The 16931-nt window shown below is 66.3% G+C and carries 19 protein-coding genes; 9 read left to right on the plus strand and 10 right to left on the minus strand.

Features of this window, described 5'->3' with window-relative positions; genetic code table 11:
• The first annotated feature begins 7 nt into the window (after positions 1-7).
• Complete coding sequence (locus tag ACIQF4_RS07910) at positions 8-1393, plus strand: MBL fold metallo-hydrolase RNA specificity domain-containing protein (RefSeq protein ID WP_400516794.1); 1386 nt, start codon at positions 8-10, stop codon at positions 1391-1393.
• Between the two features lie 15 nt (positions 1394-1408).
• Here the strand turns inward: ACIQF4_RS07910 and ACIQF4_RS07915 are convergent, their stop codons facing one another.
• The 3 genes from ACIQF4_RS07915 to ACIQF4_RS07925 all read right to left on the minus strand — a co-directional run bounded on the left by ACIQF4_RS07915 (position 1409) and on the right by ACIQF4_RS07925 (position 3489).
• On the minus strand, positions 1409-1654 hold the full coding sequence (locus tag ACIQF4_RS07915; protein WP_231455615.1) for a hypothetical protein: 246 nt from the start codon (positions 1652-1654) through the stop codon (positions 1409-1411).
• 401 nt (positions 1655-2055) lie between these two features.
• On the minus strand, positions 2056-2517 hold the full coding sequence (locus ACIQF4_RS07920) for a hypothetical protein (RefSeq protein WP_400579873.1): 462 nt from the start codon (positions 2515-2517) through the stop codon (positions 2056-2058).
• A 702-nt stretch (positions 2518-3219) separates the two neighbouring features.
• On the minus strand, positions 3220-3489 hold the full coding sequence (locus ACIQF4_RS07925) for a hypothetical protein (protein WP_231455610.1): 270 nt from the start codon (positions 3487-3489) through the stop codon (positions 3220-3222).
• A 235-nt stretch (positions 3490-3724) separates the two neighbouring features.
• Here ACIQF4_RS07925 and ACIQF4_RS07930 point away from each other — a divergent pair, with 235 nt between their 5' ends.
• Both ACIQF4_RS07930 and ACIQF4_RS07935 read left to right on the plus strand, forming a co-directional pair.
• Positions 3725-5266, plus strand: a complete 1542-nt coding sequence (locus ACIQF4_RS07930) for an alanine/glycine:cation symporter family protein (protein WP_400579876.1) — start codon at positions 3725-3727, stop codon at positions 5264-5266.
• A gap of 147 nt (positions 5267-5413) precedes the next feature.
• The gene (locus ACIQF4_RS07935; protein ID WP_400579878.1) at positions 5414-6418 is read left to right on the plus strand and encodes a bile acid:sodium symporter family protein; all 1005 of its coding nucleotides are present in this window, start codon (positions 5414-5416) and stop codon (positions 6416-6418) included.
• On the opposite strand, the gene ACIQF4_RS07940 is transcribed toward ACIQF4_RS07935, so the two are convergent.
• Genes ACIQF4_RS07940 through ACIQF4_RS07955 form a run of 4 tightly spaced genes read right to left on the minus strand, consistent with a single transcriptional unit; the run spans position 6408 to position 9161 of the window.
• Positions 6408-7271, minus strand: a complete 864-nt coding sequence (locus tag ACIQF4_RS07940) for a class I SAM-dependent methyltransferase (RefSeq protein WP_400579880.1) — start codon at positions 7269-7271, stop codon at positions 6408-6410. The genes ACIQF4_RS07935 and ACIQF4_RS07940 overlap by 11 nt on opposite strands.
• Positions 7268-7798, minus strand: coding sequence for a GNAT family N-acetyltransferase (locus tag ACIQF4_RS07945; protein ID WP_400579882.1), 531 nt, complete (start codon positions 7796-7798; stop codon positions 7268-7270). The genes ACIQF4_RS07940 and ACIQF4_RS07945 overlap by 4 nt, the downstream gene beginning before the upstream one ends.
• A gap of 23 nt (positions 7799-7821) precedes the next feature.
• Entirely contained in the window at positions 7822-8715 is an 894-nt protein-coding gene (locus ACIQF4_RS07950) for an NAD(P)H-binding protein (RefSeq protein ID WP_400579884.1), read from the minus strand.
• An 8-nt stretch (positions 8716-8723) separates the two neighbouring features.
• Positions 8724-9161 (minus strand): nuclear transport factor 2 family protein, encoded by a 438-nt coding sequence (locus ACIQF4_RS07955; RefSeq protein WP_400579886.1) that lies wholly within the window; start codon positions 9159-9161, stop codon positions 8724-8726.
• 50 nt (positions 9162-9211) lie between these two features.
• On the opposite strand from ACIQF4_RS07955, the gene ACIQF4_RS07960 reads away from it, so the two are divergent.
• Entirely contained in the window at positions 9212-9916 is a 705-nt protein-coding gene (locus ACIQF4_RS07960; protein ID WP_400579888.1) for a TetR/AcrR family transcriptional regulator, read from the plus strand.
• Positions 9917-10007: 91 nt separating this feature from the next.
• On the opposite strand, the gene ACIQF4_RS07965 is transcribed toward ACIQF4_RS07960, so the two are convergent.
• Both ACIQF4_RS07965 and ACIQF4_RS07970 read right to left on the minus strand, forming a co-directional pair.
• Positions 10008-10343: a cupin domain-containing protein gene (locus tag ACIQF4_RS07965; protein WP_350003866.1), complete on the minus strand. Its 336-nt coding sequence runs from the start codon at positions 10341-10343 to the stop codon at positions 10008-10010.
• 78 nt (positions 10344-10421) lie between these two features.
• Positions 10422-11288, minus strand: a complete 867-nt coding sequence (locus ACIQF4_RS07970) for a DUF1295 domain-containing protein (protein ID WP_400579890.1) — start codon at positions 11286-11288, stop codon at positions 10422-10424.
• 125 nt (positions 11289-11413) lie between these two features.
• Between ACIQF4_RS07970 and ACIQF4_RS07975 the strand changes: the two genes are divergently transcribed.
• From ACIQF4_RS07975 to ACIQF4_RS07985, 3 genes are read left to right on the plus strand one after another with little or no spacing between them, the layout of a single operon-like run.
• Positions 11414-11875, plus strand: coding sequence for a MarR family winged helix-turn-helix transcriptional regulator (locus tag ACIQF4_RS07975; RefSeq protein WP_400579892.1), 462 nt, complete (start codon positions 11414-11416; stop codon positions 11873-11875).
• Complete coding sequence (locus ACIQF4_RS07980; RefSeq protein WP_400579894.1) at positions 11872-13740, plus strand: AMP-dependent synthetase/ligase; 1869 nt, start codon at positions 11872-11874, stop codon at positions 13738-13740. The genes ACIQF4_RS07975 and ACIQF4_RS07980 overlap by 4 nt, the downstream gene beginning before the upstream one ends.
• A complete protein-coding gene (locus ACIQF4_RS07985) occupies positions 13737-14168 on the plus strand; it encodes a DUF2177 family protein (RefSeq protein WP_400579896.1) in 432 nt (143 codons plus the stop codon). Before ACIQF4_RS07980 ends, ACIQF4_RS07985 begins: the two co-directional genes overlap by 4 nt.
• 40 nt (positions 14169-14208) lie before the next feature.
• On the opposite strand, the gene ACIQF4_RS07990 is transcribed toward ACIQF4_RS07985, so the two are convergent.
• Positions 14209-14784, minus strand: coding sequence for an SOUL family heme-binding protein (locus ACIQF4_RS07990; RefSeq protein WP_400579898.1), 576 nt, complete (start codon positions 14782-14784; stop codon positions 14209-14211).
• A gap of 70 nt (positions 14785-14854) precedes the next feature.
• Between ACIQF4_RS07990 and ACIQF4_RS07995 the strand changes: the two genes are divergently transcribed.
• Together ACIQF4_RS07995 and ACIQF4_RS08000 are read left to right on the plus strand one after the other, a co-directional pair.
• On the plus strand, positions 14855-16156 hold the full coding sequence (locus ACIQF4_RS07995; protein WP_400579900.1) for a hemolysin family protein: 1302 nt from the start codon (positions 14855-14857) through the stop codon (positions 16154-16156).
• 30 nt (positions 16157-16186) lie between these two features.
• Positions 16187-16924 (plus strand): hypothetical protein, encoded by a 738-nt coding sequence (locus tag ACIQF4_RS08000; protein ID WP_400579902.1) that lies wholly within the window; start codon positions 16187-16189, stop codon positions 16922-16924.
• Positions 16925-16931 lie beyond the last annotated feature (7 nt).

The raw sequence follows: 16931 nt of genomic DNA on the forward strand, positions 1-16931 counted from the left end.
AGCGGGCATGAGGGAACAGCATCCGCCGACGCTGCGTTTCCTGGGGGCGACGGACACTGTGACGGGCTCCCGCTACCTAGTCCGCTCGCAGGGGCGGCAGGTCCTGGTGGACTGCGGGCTCTTCCAGGGATACAAACGCCTCCGCGACCGCAACCGTGTGCCCTTCCCGGTCAATCCCGCCAATATCGACGCCGTTGTCCTGACCCACGCACACCTGGACCACACCGGCTACATCCCCGCGCTTGTCCGGGACGGTTTCCGCGGCCCCGTCTATGCGACGGCCGGCACCACCGAGCTGAGCAAGCTGCTGCTGCCTGACAGCGGCTACCTCCAGGAAGAGGAGGCCCGCTACGCAGACCACACGGGTTCCACCTCGCACCACCCACCCGTGCCCCTCTACACGGCGGCGGACGCCGTCCGGTCGCTGGACCGTTTCATCAGCCGCGGCTTTGACGCGCCGTTCCCGCTGCCCGGGGGCATCGAGGCCACCTTTCTTCCTGCCGGCCATATCCTCGGCGCCGCACAGGTTCACCTCAAACTGGGCGGCCGGACCGTCCACTTCACCGGCGATCTTGGCCGCGCCAATGATCCCCTGATGTACCCGCCCCGGGACCTCGAACCGGTCAACGTGCTGGTCACCGAAGCCACCTACGGCAACCGCGAGCACCCGGCAGGAAACCCGGAGACCGAACTGGGCGAAATCATCACACGGGTGGCCAAGCGGCAGGGGGTCGTCATGATCGCCGCATTCGCGGTGGGCCGGGCCGAAACGGTGCTGCTGCACCTCTCCCGCCTCCTGGCCAAGGGCGCCATCCCGCCCATCCCCGTTTACCTGAACAGCCCCATGGCCATCGACGCGTCCGGCATGTACCAGCGGCACCGCGAGGAACACCGGCTCAAAGACCACGAATTCGAGGCCATGTACAAAGTGGCCATTCCCGTCCGCAGCCCGGACGAGTCCAAGCTGCTCAACCTCCGCGGCGGGCCCATGATCATCATCTCGGCCAGCGGCATGCTCACCGGCGGCAGGATCCTCCACCACCTGGCAAGCTACGGGCCCGACCGGCGGAACGCCATCATCCTCAGCGGCTACCAGGCGGGCGGAACCAGGGGCGCCTCCCTCGCAGCGGGCGGTAAGTACCTGCGCATTTACGGGCAGGAGGTCAGGATCGAGGCCGAGGTCATCCAGATGGAAGGACTCTCCGCGCACGCCGACTCCAACGGCATCATCGAATGGATGAAGGCCGCGCCCCGGGCGCCGTCCATGACGTACATCACCCACGGGGAACCGGACGCCTCGGACGCACTCCGCGCACGCATCAAGCACCAGCTCGGCTGGAAAGTCCGCGTCCCGGAGCACCTCGAGACCGTCTCACTGGAGAACCCGCGCTGACGTACTGAGCAGCCTTTACATTCCGCCGATGAGGACATTGTCGTGGATCTTCTTCCAACCACTGTCCTCAAGAGCGCGGGTATCGAAGCCCGTCGTCACCAGTTTCGCTGTCGGCTGGCCGACATGGCCTACCGTCACAATCTCCCGGTCATTCGTAATCCCGTCGCTGCATCCGATGCTCCACTGGTCGGGCTCATCGACGGGATAGACGGCTATGCATGCCTTGGTGAAGTCCTCGCTCTCGGCTGCGAAGTACTTCACTCCCGCGTCCTCGACCAGAAGCCTGAAATCAGAGGGTTGGTCGGGGTTTGCGTTCCGAACGTCGGCAGGCAGACTGTCCCGCGCGTCTATTTCCCTGTGGACAGCCGCAATTCCCTGGTAGCCCGAGCAGGCAGGCAATAACAGTAGTGCGGCAGCGATGGCCAGCGTTTTAGAGCCCCGATTTTTCATTATGTCCCCCAAAAATGACTGTTCTCGAACCTACCAAGAACCGCCCGGGCCGCAACCATCGGAGTGGACGCACACTCACAGTTGGTCCACCATGCTGCGGCAGGCGACCAGGACGGGCGAATGCTAGGCGACCGAGAATTTCCCGTTGACCAGACGGATACTTCGCGATCTGCCGCCTCCGGTACGCCATGGGGTTAATGATTGCTCGAGGGCTAGGACGGGACGACGCTGGCCTTTTCCACCGACAAGAGCCGGGCGTAGTTCAGACATATACTCACGCCTTCGTTTGCAGGAACACGGGCACCGTCCAAGGAAACCGTCTCGCCTTCAGAAAGATGTGAGCCCTCAGGCAGGACCAATGACTCACCATCGAATTTTGTTCCTTCGGGAAAGATCAGTGTGTAGTCATCGCCGTCTTGCGCTCGGATGATAAGGCACCCGGCCCCGTCCTTTTCCAAGCTACCCGTGAGCTGGGCTTCTTCCCTCGGGGCAGACGACGTGCCGGAATGAACCACGGCCTTTTTACCGTCACCGCTGAAAACTACCTCGGTCGGTAACTCCTGCTTCACGGTGGGTGAGACACTAGCGCCCGACTCGCCCTGCGCCATTGCGGCGCACGATGTCAACGAAAGATCAAGGACCGCCAGAACGCCGAAGGAAAGTGAGTGTTTCATTTCTGTCCCCAATCAGAAAGCAACGTGTTCCCCAGCCTAAAGCCAAGGAAGAAACGGAGTGATAATTCATCTCCGGCTGCAACGGAATTGGTACCAGCGCTGGGTCCCAGGAGCATCTCCTACGGCCGCCGTCGGCTCTGCCGACCCAACGACGGAGGGGTCGAGCGGCTTTGAGGGGAAGCTAGTCGTTCTTGGTGCGTTGACTAGATTCATCTCTGATTGCACGCCTCACGACCCAATAGACGGCCACCAGCAGGATCACTGACCAAAATACGATGAACAGGAAGTTCCCCAACTGGTCCTCGAATAGCATTCTGATTACCCCCGAATATGTGCCGCAGAAGTCGGTTGCCTCAGCCTACGCGAGCGAAAGCCAGGTTGTTCCAACCCGGTCCGCTGGAACAACGAACTGAAGATTCAGGGTCGTGTGCAGGAGAACATTTCTCAACCCCCGCAAAGCTCCTAAATCGTCTCAGACTCGCGAAATTTCTCAGCGTAATAGGACCTCATGCCGTGCTTTACACCCAAACGAATGATCCAGTACAGGACGACTGCAACGAGAAGCGCGGGTAAGACAATGGCAACCATGGACGCAACTATTGAAATCAAGATTCCTCCAAACGAGTCATGACCAAAATAGCCTCTCACGGCCTTGTCTAAGGAACATCACTGCGGGCGGGCCGTGCCTGGGCGCGGGAGCGCCTACTCCCCGCTCATCCCGGGGTGGACCGGAACAAAGTCGATCCTGTTGCCGGAGTTCGAGCGTCCCGCAGGCGTCCTGGAGTATCCCCGCGCGTCGAGGTTGTTCTTCGCCCGGAACTCGGCAAGGGCCGCATCGTAGGCGTTGTTGAGTGCCTGGCCTGAGAACTCGCCGGTGCTGCCGTCCTGGAAATTGATCCTGATGCGGACGCTGGCGGGGTAGTGCCGGTTCATCCGGATGAAGCCTTCTGCGTCCTGCTGGAGAGTGATCAAGGAACAACTGCTTTCGTTGGGGCCGGGCTTCAAGTCTCGCGCACATTGCAGCATCCACCACAAATTCGCCAATGTGACGTGATCGACAGCCCGGGAATTAGTCAAATGGACGGACGACGCGCCTTTGTGCGACACTTCACAGGTTTTGGTGTGGTGTGCGCCACTTTCGTTCACCCAACAGCGCGCACCCCCGAACCGCATCACCCACGCTCTTCCATGGAGGGAACCCACACTTATGAGCGGTGTTTTGTCAGCAATCAATAGCGTGATCTGGAGCGACTGGCTCGTTTATCTCTGCCTCGCCACCGGCGTCTACTTCTCGGTCCGGACGCGCTTCCTGCAGGTTCGGCACGTCAAGGGAATGATCCAGCAGCTCCTTCACGGCGAAAAGTCCGCCTCCGGCGTCTCCTCGTTCCAGGCTCTGGCCATGTCCCTGTCCGGCCGTGTCGGCACCGGCAACGTCGCCGGTGTCGCCACCGCGATCGCCTTCGGCGGCCCCGGCGCCCTGTTCTGGATGTGGGCGGTGGCCTTCCTGGGCGCATCCACGTCCTTCGTCGAATCCACCCTCGGCCAGATGTACAAGACCCGCGATCCGCTGACCGGCGAGTACCGCGGCGGTCCGGCCTACTACTTCTCCCGTGCGTTTGCCCACACCAAGGGCGCCGGCTTCTTCAAGGTCTACGGCTACGTCTTCGCCGCCGTGACCGTCCTTGCCTGCGGTGTCCTGATGCCGGGCGTCCAGACCAACTCCATGGCCACCGCAATCAGCGGAGCCTGGACCATACCGTCCTGGGCCGTGGCCGTCGGCTCCGTCATCCTCCTGGCCCTCGTGGTCATGGGCGGCGTGAAGCGCATAGCCAGCGTTGCTGCGTTCGTGGTGCCGTTTATGGCCGCCGGCTACATCATCCTCGCCCTGATTGTCGTGGTCATCAACGCGGCCCAGCTCCCGGAGATCCTCTCGCTGGTGTTCCGCAGCGCCTTTGGCATGGATTCGGCCCTCGGCGCCATCATCGGCCTGGCCGTAATGTGGGGCGTCAAGCGCGGCGTCTACTCCAATGAGGCAGGCCAGGGCACCGGCCCGCACGCCGCTGCCGCCGCCGAGGTGTCCCACCCGGCCAAGCAGGGCCTGGTCCAGGCGTTCGCGGTGTACATCGACACGCTGTTCGTCTGCTCTGCCACCGGCTTCCTGATCCTCTCCACCGGCGCCTACCGGGTCTTCTCGGGCGGCAGCGAAGACGGTGAGGTCCTTGCCGAGGGCGGCCTGCTGTCGGCGAGCGCCGTCGTGGGGCCACAGTATGTGCAGGCCGGATTCGACTCGGTCTTCCCCGGCGTGGGCGCCGCGTTCATCGCCATCACGCTGGTCTTCTTCTGCCTGACCACCGTCATCGCGTACTACTACATGGCCGAGACCAACCTGCGCTTCCTCCTGGGCAACTCGTCCAGCAGGATGATTCCGGGCCTGCGCACCAGCCTGGGCCGCGCGACCACCATCGCCCTGCAGGTGGCGATCCTCGTCGCTGCCGCCTACGGCTGCGTGAACACGGCCGCCGACGCCTGGGTGATGGGGGACATCGGCGTGGGCCTCATGGCCTGGCTGAACATCGTGGGCATCCTGGTCCTGCAGAAGCCCGCTTTCAAGGCGCTCAAGGACTTTGAGCGGCAGCAGAAGCTCGGCCTCGACCCGGTCTTCGACCCCCGTCCCCTCGGCATCACCGGGGCCACGTTCTGGGAGTCCTACAAGCCGGCTGAGCGCGAGAAGGAATCCGCGCGCATCTAGCTCCCACCGCGCTAAGTACACACCCGGCCGTGCGCCGGGCATTTGCGCGGCGTACGGCCAGACTGCCCACCCGCCCCGGCGGGTGGGCAGTGTCATCAAGTCCCCCTGATTCCAAAACCCGGCCTCCGCTGTGATAATCCGGTAGGTATGTCTTCCTTACCCGAATCTTCGACGACGGCCCCTGCCGCCGAAGAACGCAGCGCCCGCATCGCGGTCACCCTCTTCCCCCTGCTGATCCTGGCCGGAGGTGCCGTGGCGCTTGCCACCCCCACCGCCTTCACCGGGCTCGCACCCTGGATCAACCCCCTGCTGGGGGTCATCATGTTCGGCATGGGGCTGACCCTCACTCCCCCTGATTTCGCCGTCATCGCCAAACGGCCCATCCCCGTGGTGATCGGCGTGGTGGCGCAGTACGCCATCATGCCGCTGCTGGGCTGGGTGATCGCGGCGGCACTGGGCCTGCCGCCCGCGCTGGCCGCCGGCGTCATCCTGGTGGGCTGCTGCCCCGGCGGGACAGCCTCCAACGTGGTCTCGTACCTGGCCCGGGGCGACGTCGCGCTCTCCGTGGCAATGACCACCGTGTCCACGCTGCTCGCTCCCCTGCTGACGCCCGTCCTGGCCCTGTGGCTGGCCGGCCAGTACATGGCGGTGGACGCCGGGTCCATGGCGTTGTCGATTGTCCAGATCGTGCTGTTCCCCGTGCTGCTGGGGCTTGTCATCCGGCTCTTCCTGCCGCGCCTGGTCACCAAGGCCCTGCCGGCCCTTCCCTGGATTTCGGTCCTGGCCATCACGGCCGTGGTGGTTGCAGTGGTTTCCGCCAGTGCGAAGGCCATCTTCGCTGCCGGGCTGCTGGTCCTTGTGGCCGTGATCCTGCACAACGGCCTGGGCTATGCCCTGGGCTACGGCGCCGCCCGCCTGTTCAAGCTGCCTGTTCCGTCCCGGCGCACCACCGCCGTTGAAGTGGGCATGCAGAACTCCGGCCTTGCGGCGGGCCTGGCCCGGCAGTACCTGACCCCCGAGTCGGCCCTGCCCGGCGCCATCTTCTCCGTGTGGCACAACGTGTCCGGCGCGGTCCTGGCCGCCTACTGGCGCCGCCGCAGCACTCCCGCCTCCCGCACCGGTGAGCCGGCTCCCGTGGCAGTTACGGAGTAGGCAACTCCCCCGGCTTCCGGGCGATGACCGTGTACGTGCAGGGCACACGGTCACGCTCGGCCTCGGGCCACGCAAAACCGTCCGGCACTTCCACCATGCGCGGAGAGAACTTCCACGGGAGGGTCCTGCCCTCGTCCAGGCGGAGAATCTGCAGTCCGGCCCCTATGAGCGAGTTCATGATTTCGGACAGCGGGTGCGCCCATTCATAGGTCCGGGAATGCGCCACCGTGCCGTCCCCCGCGTAGGTGGTGGGGTCGTCCCACACCTGCGCCTGGCCGGTGCCGAAGTACGGGTAGCGGAGCTGCAGCCCCTCGGCATTCTCATCAAGGGCGTACAGAATGGGATGGCCGTCCCGGATGTAAAACGTTCCTCCCGGCCCGAGGAGCCCGGCAACCTGGGCGGCCCAGCGGTCCAGGTCCGGCAGCCAGGTGATGGTGCCGATGCTTGTGTACACCAGGTCGAAGGAGCCGGCGACGGCGGCGCGGGCTTCGAGGACGTCCGTCTCCACCCACGTGGCGTCCAGGCCAAGACGCGCGGCCAGGGCGGCCGCAGACGCCAGGGCGGCGGGAGAGAAGTCAACGCCGGTGACGCGGGCCCCTGCCCTGGCCAGGGACAGCGTGTCCGTTCCAATGTGGCACTGAAGGTGGCACACATCCAGGCCTGAGACCGTGCCGTCCGGGAGGAAGGGTGCCAGGGCGGCCAGGTCCGTGCGGACCACGCTGGTCAGGTGCCCGGGATCGTCCAAAGCACCGAGGCCGTACGCCTCCTCGTGCAGGGGGACCCGGTCCTCCCAGTTGGCCAGGTTGCTCGCGCGTGCCGAGTCCCAGTCGATGTCAGTGTGGCCGTCACTCATGCCGGCGAGCCCATGCCGCGGCCCGCGGGATGGGCGCCGCCCCGGACCAAGCGGAATTCAGGCAGCGACTCCCACTCCGGTGGCAGCGTGTTGCGCTTCCCGTCGGGACGGAAGCCCTGCTTCACATAGAAGGCCAGCGCCCGCGGATTGTCCTCCACTACCCAGAGGTAGGCCGGGCCGTCGCCGATGGCGGCACGCAAAAGCGCGGCACCAAGCCCCGTTCCGTACGTCCGGCGGAGGGTGTAGATCGAGTACAGCTCCAGGGCAACGGGGCTGTCGTCGTCGCGGCCCGGCCCGGCGTCCGCAAACCCCACCAGTTCGTTGTTGGCGTCCACGGCGACAATCCGCGGATCCGGAACAGCCAGGTGAGGCCGGCGCCGCTCCACCCGTTCCGGGATGGTGGCCCTGCGGCCGCGGAAGAACCCGGGTGAGAGCAGGTGGGGGTAGCACTCCTCATGCGCCAGTGTCTGCATGAGCACCACCGCCTCGGCGTCCTCGGGTGTGGCCTGGCGAAGCTGAAAGTCCATGGCGCCAGCCTAGCCAGTGACGGTCACACCTTAGGAACGCCCCCGGCCGGAGCGCCGGACGATTCCAGCACGAACCGGTGCACCCAGGACCTGAGACTTGTGGGCACCACTCCGTACTGCGCGGCCAGATCCGCCATTTCCAGCCGTGAATCGTAGGATTCCAGCAGCGCGAGGAACCCGGCCAGCAGGTCCGGCATGCCGGGTACGGGCTGACCCGGGGGAACCGTCCGCACCGGAATACTGCGCCCGAGCTCCTGCTCAAAAGCCTCCACCACATCACGCCAGGACACCGCCTCCTGCCCGCCGAGGACCAGTACCCGGCCGTCCCATTCCGGGTGTTCCACCGCGGCCAGCACGTACTGTGCCACATCCCGCATGGCCACCAGGGAATGCTCACGCCTGCCCTCCCCCACGAGGGTGACCGGCTGGCCGGAAAGAGCCGGGATCCCCACCACGAGGACCGGCAGCTTATCCATGAAAAGGTTGGGCTGGATGATGGTCCAGGACATCGTGCTGCCGCGCAGCAGCTGCTCGGTCTCACCTTTGGCGGACATGAAGGGGTTCGGACTGGCGGGGCTTGCGCCGAGGTTGGACACAAAGATAAAACGGCCGACGCCGGCACTGCTGGCTGCCTCAATAAGGTTCCGGTTGCCCAGGCGGTCCACGGAGTCCACGGTGTCCGCGCCGCCGCGGGCGGAGGAATTGGCTGTGGTCACCACGGTGTCCACCCCGTCACAGGCCGCCGCGAGTGAGCCAGGGTCCTTCAAGTCACCGGTGACGGCCTCGGCGCTGGCCATCACCAGGGCATCATGCGCTGAGCCTTTCCGGACCAGGACCCGCACCGGGAAGCCTTTGGTGAGCAATGTTTGGGCAAGAAGGCCGCCCAGCTGGCCGGTGGCCCCTGCAACAAGAATCATGATGCTGCCTACTCCCTGAAATCCGGGGTGCTGCCAAGCACCCGGCTGACTGCTGCGTTGACGTCGCCGCTGGCATCCTCCACCGGTTCGAGGAAGAACCGGGCGGCAGAAAAGAGCCCGTCGGTAACTTTGAAAATGACCACGCCGCGCATCAGGAAGGAAGCGCCGTCGCGCCGTGTCCCGGCCATCTCCCATTCGGTCCACAGCGTGTCATCCTTCGCGGCGCTCCTCTGGACGCGTGCGCGAAGATCCGGAACCTGGGAAAAGATCTCCAGCCAGTTCTTGCGGACCTGGTCCCGCCCGCGGAAGCCCCGCTGCGGGTGGACGGGGGTCTCATTGAGATAGTCGCGGGAGAAGCAGGCCGCAAGATCGTCCAGACGGTGGGAGTTCACAGCAGTGAGCAACCGCTGCAATACCTCTTCCGCGGGAGCTGCCGTTCCCATCATTCCCACTCCTCGAATGACTTGATACAGTCGCCTGTATCTGATACTCAAGCATGGAACGAATAGTGGCAGAGGTCAAGGGTAAGCGCCGGTACAACTCCAGCGGGCGGCAAGAGCAGGCCCGGCGCAACAGGGATGCGGTCCTGCAGGCAGCGGAGCGGCAGCTCAACGAGTGCGGTTATGCCGGCACCACGGTTGCAGCCGTCGCCGGCGAGGCCGGCGTTTCGGTGGAAACGGTGTACAAGGCCTTCGGCGGGAAGGCGGGCCTGGTCCGGGCCCTCTATGAGCGGAATCTGGCCGGCGCCGGCACCGTTTCCGCATATGAGCGCTCCGATGCCATGAGGGAACGTGAATCCGAGCCGGCAGCGATACTGCGCGAGTGGGGCCTCCTCACCGCCGAGGTAGGTTCGATGGTCACCCCGGTCCGGCTGCTGATGCGCGCGGCCGCCGTCAACGACCAGGAAATGGCTGCCCTTCTCGAGGACATCGAGGATAACCGCCTCAAACGGATGCGGCACCACGCCCGGTACCTCAAGGACCGCGGCTACCTGCGCGACGGCGTCTCAGCGGCTGAGGCGGCCGACGTTCTCTGGGTCTGCAGCTCGGCCGAGCTTTACGAGCTCCTCGTGCTGAAGCGGGGCTGGTCCCTGCCACGCTTCGCCCGGCACATCACCAGCTACATGGCAGCGTCCCTGCTCCCGGTGACGGTGCAGGACGGGCCCGGCGGAAGGCCTGCCGCACCCGAAGGAACCACGTAGAGCGAAAGCCCGGTCAAAGCGCCCGAACTGGCCCTCGCCTGGTCCGTCCCGCGAACGGTGTGGCTGCTCGCGCGGCTGCGCCGCACGGAGACTAGCGGTCCGTCTTGACCACCGTGAACAGCACCGCCGAGTCTTCCTCGGCCTCCAGGCTGTGCAGCCCGTCCGGGACGATCAGGAGGTCCCCGGCCTTGCCCTGCCACGCCTCACCGCCGGACTTCAGCCAGACCGATCCCCTGATGACGTAGACCGTGGCCTCGCCGGGATTCTGGTGCTCGCTCAGCTCGGTGCCGGCACGGAACGCCATGACAGTCTGGCGCAGCTTCTTCTCATGGCCGCCGAAGGCCGTGTCCGCCGCCCGCCCGCTGGAAGCCGCCACCGCTGCCTCGAGCTGCTGGCGGGCCAGGGCATCAATCGATATCTTCTGCATGCGGACACCGTACCCACCGGGGACAGCCAGGGCTAGGGCCCTGCGTCCCTATCAGCAGCCGGGCCCCCGAGAAGCTCCTTACAGCTTGGGGATCAGCACCGGCGTGTTCTTCTTGTAGGCCTCATACCCGGGCTCGCCGCCCCACTTCTTGTCCGCCTTCTTCTCCAGCAGCGGGATGCCGCTGCCCTTGATCAGCAGCAAGGCCACGAACACCGGGGACAGCAGGGCCACCCACTGCCAGCCTTCCAGCACCGGCACGGCGATCAGGAGCACACCGATCCAGAGCACAATCTCGCCGAAGTAGTTGGGGTGGCGGGACTTGGACCACAGGCCCGTGGAGATGAACCTGCCTTCATTGGCCGGGTCCGCCTTGAAGCGGCCCTTCTGGCTGTCCGCCACAGCTTCAATGCCGAAGCCAACAGCCCACACCAGGAAGCCCGCCAGCGCCCACCAGTCCAGGCCCACCCTGGTGGCGGAAGTAATCGCGATCCAGGCAGCGGCCGCGGTGAGGACAACCCAGAGGCCCTGCACGGTCCAGGTGTTCAGGAAGCGGAAGAAGGACGGCTTGATCTCGTCGAAGCGGTCGTCCTTGCCGTGTTTGCTGACGCGCCGGAACAGGAAGCTTCCCAACCGCCCCGCCCAGACCACCACCAGGGCCGCCAGGAGCAGGCCCCGCGCATCAACGCCCGGAGTCAGCAGGACAAGGAGGCCGGTGATGCCAATGTAGGTCAGGGCGCCGGTGAGGTCGTAGTACTTTTCGGTCTGCGCCTTGAACGCCGGGATGAAGGCCAGCCACTGGATGACGAACGCCGCAGCCACCCCCAGCGCAAACAGCGGGAAACCGCCCACAGCGGCACCCCCCTGGCTGCCGGCAACGGCGACAAGCGCCCCCACCAGCACGGAGACCACAAAAATGATGAGCGCCTTACGGTCCGAATCCTTCATCAGGACGTTCCTTTCCCGCGCCGGGCCGGGAGCCGCGTAGGGCACCGGCGCAACCGCCTATTCAAACTGATTTGATTACAAGCTTATCTAATTACTATATAGACTAGCGAAAGAGAGGAGGAGCCATGAGCCGACCGTCGTACCATCCGGCCGCCGTCGCCCTTCAGGCAGTGCTGGCCCTGGCCAACCAAACTGAGCGTGAAGTGGCGGGCAGGCTTGGGTTGAACCTCACTGATTACCGCGCCGTCTCCGCACTGTCCCAGTCCGGACCCATGACGGTGGGGAACCTCGCCTTGGAGCTTGGCGCCACCGCCGCCACCACCACCGCGATCGTCAGCCGGCTGGAAACCCGCGGCTACGCGGAACGCCTCCGCGGCGAAGGGGACCGCCGCCATGTGCACGTCAGCGCCACCGCTGCCGCTTCCCGCGACATCATGCGCCTGATGCGCCCCCTCATGGACGCCACGAACCAGCACATCGAATTGTTGCCCGCCGCCCAGCAGGACGCGGTGGCCGATTTCCTCCGGGCCGCCCAAGGCCTGATGAAGGACCACCTGCACACGCTTTCCACAAAGGACACCATTTGAAAGAGTTCTCCACCCCGCTGCTGGTTGAGCCGGCCGGCCACCGGAACGCCACGGAACTGCTGATGCAGCGGTTCCGGACGTCCCCGGACCACGTCGCCTTCGAGGTGCGGACCCCGGGAGGCGCCATCACTTATCCCTGGCGCCAGGTGACCACGCGGCAGTTCGTCGAGGAGGTGCGCGCCCTCGCCAAAGGCCTCATCGCCGCCGGCCTGCAGCCCGGCGAGTCCCTCGCCATCATGTCCCCCACGCGGTACGAATGGGCAGTGGCGGACATGGCGGCCTGGTTCGCCGCCGCCGTCGTGGTCCCCGTCTACGAAACCTCCGCCCTGCCCCAGGTGGCCGCGGTCCTGGACGACGCCGCCGTCCGCCTGGCCATCGCCGGCACCGCCGGGCATGCCCTCCTGCTGAAGCAGGGCTTTGAACAGGCCGGGACGGAGCACCTGGGCGTCTGGACCATGGATGCTCGTCCCGGCGCGGACCTGGCCGAACTGACTGAGCGCGGCGCCGCTGTCCCGGACAGCGCCGTTGAGGAGCGGCGCCTGCTGCCGGACCTCGACGCCGTGGCCACCATCGTCTACACCTCCGGCACCACCGCCGCCCCCAAGGGCGCACTGATTACGCACGGCAATTTCGTGGGGCAGGTGCTGAACGTGGGCGCCGCCTACACGGGCGTGGTCCGCGAAGGCGGCAACACCGTGATCTTCCTGCCCATGGCCCACGTACTGGCCCGCGGCCTGCAGCTGATCTGCCTGGCCAACGGCATGCGCATCGCCCACCTGTCTGACCCCAAAGACGTGGTGCCCGCCCTCGGCGTCCTGAAGCCCACGTTCCTGGTGGTGGTCCCCCGCGTGCTGCAGAAGATCCAGGCGTCCGCTGCCGCCGCCGCGGCACAGAAACACCTTGGCCGGGTGTGGGCTGCGGCGCAGCGCACCGCCGTCGAGTACGGCAGGTTCGCGGAAGCGCACGACGCCGACCCGTCCGTCCGCGCCCCGCTCGGCCTGCGTGCGCGGCACGCGCTGTTCGACCGCCTCTTCTACGCCCGCCTCCGCGCGCTGGTGGGCGGCCGCCTGGACTACCTGCTCTCCGGCGCAGCAGCGCTGGATGCCGAGCTGTCCCTGTTCTTCCGCGGCTTGGGCCTGCCCGTCATCGAGGGCTACGGCCTGACGGAGACCACCGCGCCGCTGACCGGGAACATGCCCGGTGCCATCAGCGCCGGCACGGTGGGCGTCCCGATGCCCGGAACCACCGTGCGCATCTCGGACCGGGGCGAGGTGCTGGCCCGCGGCGTGGGCGTGTTCGCCGGCTACCGCAGGCCGGCCGACAACCAGGACGCGTTCACGGACGGGTACTTCCGCACCGGGGACCTCGGCGAGCTCGATGAGCTGGGCCGGCTCACCCTCAAGGGCCGGATCAAGGACGTGATTGTCACCGCCGGCGGCAAGACCGTCGCCCCGGCCATCTGGGAAGGCTACGTGGAGGGCGATCCGCTGGTGGCGCACGCCGTCATGGTGGGCGAGGGCAAACCGTACCTCGGCGGGCTGGTGCTGCTGGACCCCGAATCCGTGGCGGCCTGGGCCGAGCGGCAGGGCATCGCCGATCTTGCCGGCCTGCGGATCCCTGACGACGGCGGCGCCGTCCAGATCGAGGACGCCCGCCTCCTCAGCACCATCGGCGCAGCGGTCAGTGCCGCCAACGCGAAGCTGGCCCGCTCCGAGCAGGTGCGCAAATTCGTGCTGCTCCTGGCCGACCTCAGCGAGGCCAACGGCATGGTCACCCCCACCATGAAGCTCAAACGCACCGCGTTCACCGAGCGCGCCCGCCACATCGTGGAGAACCTCTACGCCGAGTCAAGGAGCCAAGCATGAACACCCGCACCAAGAGATGGCTGATTTCCTACGCGGTCACCGCCGTGATCTTCGCCGTGCTGGACCTCGCCTGGATCAGCTTCGTGGCAAGCAACCTCTATCAAAGCCAGATCGGCCACCTGATCGCGCCCAGGCCCAACGCTGCCGGCGCTGTTGCCTTCTACCTCATCTTCGTGGCCGGGATGGTGCACTACGGTGTCCGGCCCAACGACGCCCATGCCACCCTCCGGCAGCGGGTCACGGGGGCGGCGTTGTTCGGCTTCTTCACCTACGCCACCTGGGCGCTGACGGCGTTCGCCGTGCTCAAGGACTTCACCGCCGTCGTGGCGGTAACGGACATCCTCTGGGGCGCCGCTGCCTGCAGCATGGTCACCTGGCTGACAGCCACCGTACTGCGCAGGTTCCTGGCGAAGGAACCTGCATCCTGAGCGGCGCCGGCCAGCGCTGGCCGGCGCCGCTCAGCGGCGGTCAGGCGTCCGCGACGTCCTGCAGCACCTCGTTGTGGCGGAGGAACCATGGCTTGAACGGCGGATCAAAGCGGGCAAACCGGGGCGGCCCCACCGGCGCAAGCCCCACCAGGTTCAGCGCTGCCTGCAGCCCCTCGTAGTGCCGGGCAAACGCAGCTTCCGAACCGCTGCCCGAGAACCGCACAACTGCGGTCAGGGAGCCGGGGACCGGACGGATTTTCACGTCAGGGTTCTGCGGCTCCGGCGCAGTCTCCGCCGTCACGCCCGCAGGGAGCACAAACCCCACCGCAAAATTAGTGGGTTCACCGCCCCGCAGCGGACCGCTCTGCAGCACGGGGGCGGTCATCGCCAGCTTCTGCGGGGGCCCCGGCTCCTGGATGACGGGCGCCGTCATGGCCAGTTTCTGCCGTGCGGTGTTGCTGCCGCTGATGTAGTTGAAGAGGTGCCGGAAAGCAGCGTTTCCGGCACGGTCAAAGGTCGCATTGACCTGGACTTCCGCCACAACATAGGCGGGATAACGGCGCAGCTCGAAGTGCGGGTAGCGCCTCACGAGCTCATACGGTTGCTGTTCGGTCATGGTCCCTCAGACCCTACGCCGCAAAGGCCCGGAGCGTAACCCGGGCAGCGGCATTCGGTACTGTCTGATCATGGACAGCGACACCCTGCTCAATTTCCTGTTGGTCCTCTTCTTTGTGCTGCTGGGCGGGGTGTTCGCGGGCACGGAAATGGCGCTGGTGTCCCTCCGCGAGAGCCAAGTGCGCCAGATGGAGAGAACCGGGAAGCGCGGGGCACGGATCGCGGCACTGGCCGGCAATCCCAACCGGTTCCTGTCCACGGTCCAGATCGGCGTTACGCTCTCCGGTTTCTTCTCCGCCGCATACGGCGCCTCCACCATCGCCCCCGACGTCGAACCCCTCCTGGAAGGCATCGGCTTCGGCCCCGCCGCGGAGCCCGTCGCCTTCATCGGCATGACGCTGCTGGTGGCCTACCTTTCCCTGGTGCTCGGCGAACTGGTGCCCAAGCGCCTTGCCATGCAGAGCGCCGTCGGCTTCACCAAGGTCCTTGCCCCTCCGCTGGGCGTCCTCTCCGAAATCATGCGGCCCGTCGTCTGGCTGCTGTCCGTCTCCACGGACGCGGTGGTGCGGCTGTTCGGCGGCGACCCCAACGCCAAGCAGGAGAGCATCAGCTCCGAGGAACTGTGGGACATGGTGGCTGAGAGCGAGATGCTGGAGGAGCACAGCCGCAGCATCCTCAGCGATGTGTTCGGCGCCGGCGAGCGCTCGCTGCAGGAGGTGATGCGTCCCCGCACCGAGGTGACGTTCATCAACGGCAGCATGAGCATCGGCGAGGCGCGCAGCATGGTGCGGGACGGCCCGTTCTCGCGCTATCCCGTCATGGCCAAAACGCCCGACGACGTCCTGGGCTTCGTCCACATCCGGGACCTTATGCCCCGCGACGGAGAGTACGACGACGGCCCGGTGCGGGACATCGTGCGGGAGATCCTTCCGTTGCCGGGCACCAACAAAGTCCTGCCTTCGCTGTCCCGGATGCGCCGGCTGGGCCAGCACATTGCCTTGGTGGTGGACGAGTATGGCGGCACGGACGGCATCGTCACCCTGGAGGACCTCGTGGAGGAACTGGTGGGCGAGATCTACGACGAGTACGACACCGGCACTGACCCGGAGGACCGCGTCACCAAGGCCGACGGGACGCTAAGTGTGGACGGCGCCCTGATCCTGCAGGAGTTCGAAACGGCGTCCGGCATCGAACTGCCGGAGGGCCACTATGAGACCGTGGCCGGGTACATCATCGACCGGCTGGGCCGGCTCCCCAAGGTGGGCGACAGCGTGGAGGTGGCCGGCCATGTGCTGACGGTGACGGCGATGGACCGGCTGCGCATTTCCCGGATCCGGGTGACTCCCGCGGGCGGGCAGCCGGGCGTAGACTGACGCCACCGCTGACGGTGGAGGCAGGAAGCCATGAAGAGCATCCGGGCGCAGGTCCTCGAAGTTGAACAGAGTGCTGCCCTGGGGCCCGGGGACGACGAACGGTTTTCCGGGTACGGGGTGATGGGCCTGTCCTTCAATACCGGCTATGTCCTTGCCATGCGGCGCTTTCCCGTCACCAGTATCGGCCCCGGATACAGGTCCGTCTGGCTGCGCCGGCCCTCCGGCTCCTGGACCATCTACGCCGACGCGCCGCCCGCGGTGTCCTGCGCCCGCTACTTCGGCGCCGCCCTGGAGGCTACGGTCCAATGCCCCATCACGGTCACCTGGACGGAGGACGCGGCGCTCAGCGTCCGCATTGGCGGGGACGTTGACCTGGCGTGGGACCTGGAGCTGGCGTCAACCCCCGTCACCCGCGTCATGACGGCAGCACTGACAGCCCTCCCTGCTTCAGCCCTGGAGAACAAGACCGTGCTGAAGGCCATGGGCGCCGCCTCCGGTCCGGTGCTCCGCGCGGGCCGGCTGGGACTGACGGGCGCCGTTCCCAACGGGCAGGGCTTCCGGGCGAAACCCCGCCGCATGTGGTTCGTTTCCCGAAGCTCCGCCTCGCTCAATGGCCAGGACCTCGGTAGCCTGCAGCCCCTGCGGGTGCAGACCCGGCTGGGCGGCTTCTGGATCCCACAGCGGGGCATCTTCCTGATTGGAGCCTCGTCTTTTGACAACTTCGACCCCGCCCGGCACCGTCCCGCAAGTATTCACGGTCCTGCCTGACAGCTGG

It is taken from the genome of Pseudarthrobacter sp. NPDC092202, assembly GCF_044755505.1.
In the GTDB taxonomy this organism is placed as follows: domain Bacteria; phylum Actinomycetota; class Actinomycetes; order Actinomycetales; family Micrococcaceae; genus Arthrobacter.

What these genes read in the sequence shown, in the direction of transcription:
- ACIQF4_RS07910 (WP_400516794.1), top strand. Translation starts at nt 8, where the DNA reads ATGAGGGAACAGCATCCGCCGACGCTGCGTTTCCTGGGGGCGACGGAC.
- ACIQF4_RS07920 (WP_400579873.1), bottom strand. Translation starts at nt 2,517, where the DNA reads ATGAAACACTCACTTTCCTTCGGCGTTCTGGCGGTCCTTGATCTTTCG.
- ACIQF4_RS07930 (WP_400579876.1), top strand. Translation starts at nt 3,725, where the DNA reads ATGAGCGGTGTTTTGTCAGCAATCAATAGCGTGATCTGGAGCGACTGG.
- ACIQF4_RS07935 (WP_400579878.1), top strand. Translation starts at nt 5,414, where the DNA reads ATGTCTTCCTTACCCGAATCTTCGACGACGGCCCCTGCCGCCGAAGAA.
- ACIQF4_RS07940 (WP_400579880.1), bottom strand. Translation starts at nt 7,271, where the DNA reads ATGAGTGACGGCCACACTGACATCGACTGGGACTCGGCACGCGCGAGC.
- ACIQF4_RS07945 (WP_400579882.1), bottom strand. Translation starts at nt 7,798, where the DNA reads ATGGACTTTCAGCTTCGCCAGGCCACACCCGAGGACGCCGAGGCGGTG.
- ACIQF4_RS07950 (WP_400579884.1), bottom strand. Translation starts at nt 8,715, where the DNA reads ATGATTCTTGTTGCAGGGGCCACCGGCCAGCTGGGCGGCCTTCTTGCC.
- ACIQF4_RS07955 (WP_400579886.1), bottom strand. Translation starts at nt 9,161, where the DNA reads ATGATGGGAACGGCAGCTCCCGCGGAAGAGGTATTGCAGCGGTTGCTC.
- ACIQF4_RS07960 (WP_400579888.1), top strand. Translation starts at nt 9,212, where the DNA reads ATGGAACGAATAGTGGCAGAGGTCAAGGGTAAGCGCCGGTACAACTCC.
- ACIQF4_RS07965 (WP_350003866.1), bottom strand. Translation starts at nt 10,343, where the DNA reads ATGCAGAAGATATCGATTGATGCCCTGGCCCGCCAGCAGCTCGAGGCA.
- ACIQF4_RS07970 (WP_400579890.1), bottom strand. Translation starts at nt 11,288, where the DNA reads ATGAAGGATTCGGACCGTAAGGCGCTCATCATTTTTGTGGTCTCCGTG.
- ACIQF4_RS07975 (WP_400579892.1), top strand. Translation starts at nt 11,414, where the DNA reads ATGAGCCGACCGTCGTACCATCCGGCCGCCGTCGCCCTTCAGGCAGTG.
- ACIQF4_RS07985 (WP_400579896.1), top strand. Translation starts at nt 13,737, where the DNA reads ATGAACACCCGCACCAAGAGATGGCTGATTTCCTACGCGGTCACCGCC.
- ACIQF4_RS07990 (WP_400579898.1), bottom strand. Translation starts at nt 14,784, where the DNA reads ATGACCGAACAGCAACCGTATGAGCTCGTGAGGCGCTACCCGCACTTC.
- ACIQF4_RS07995 (WP_400579900.1), top strand. Translation starts at nt 14,855, where the DNA reads ATGGACAGCGACACCCTGCTCAATTTCCTGTTGGTCCTCTTCTTTGTG.
- ACIQF4_RS08000 (WP_400579902.1), top strand. Translation starts at nt 16,187, where the DNA reads ATGAAGAGCATCCGGGCGCAGGTCCTCGAAGTTGAACAGAGTGCTGCC.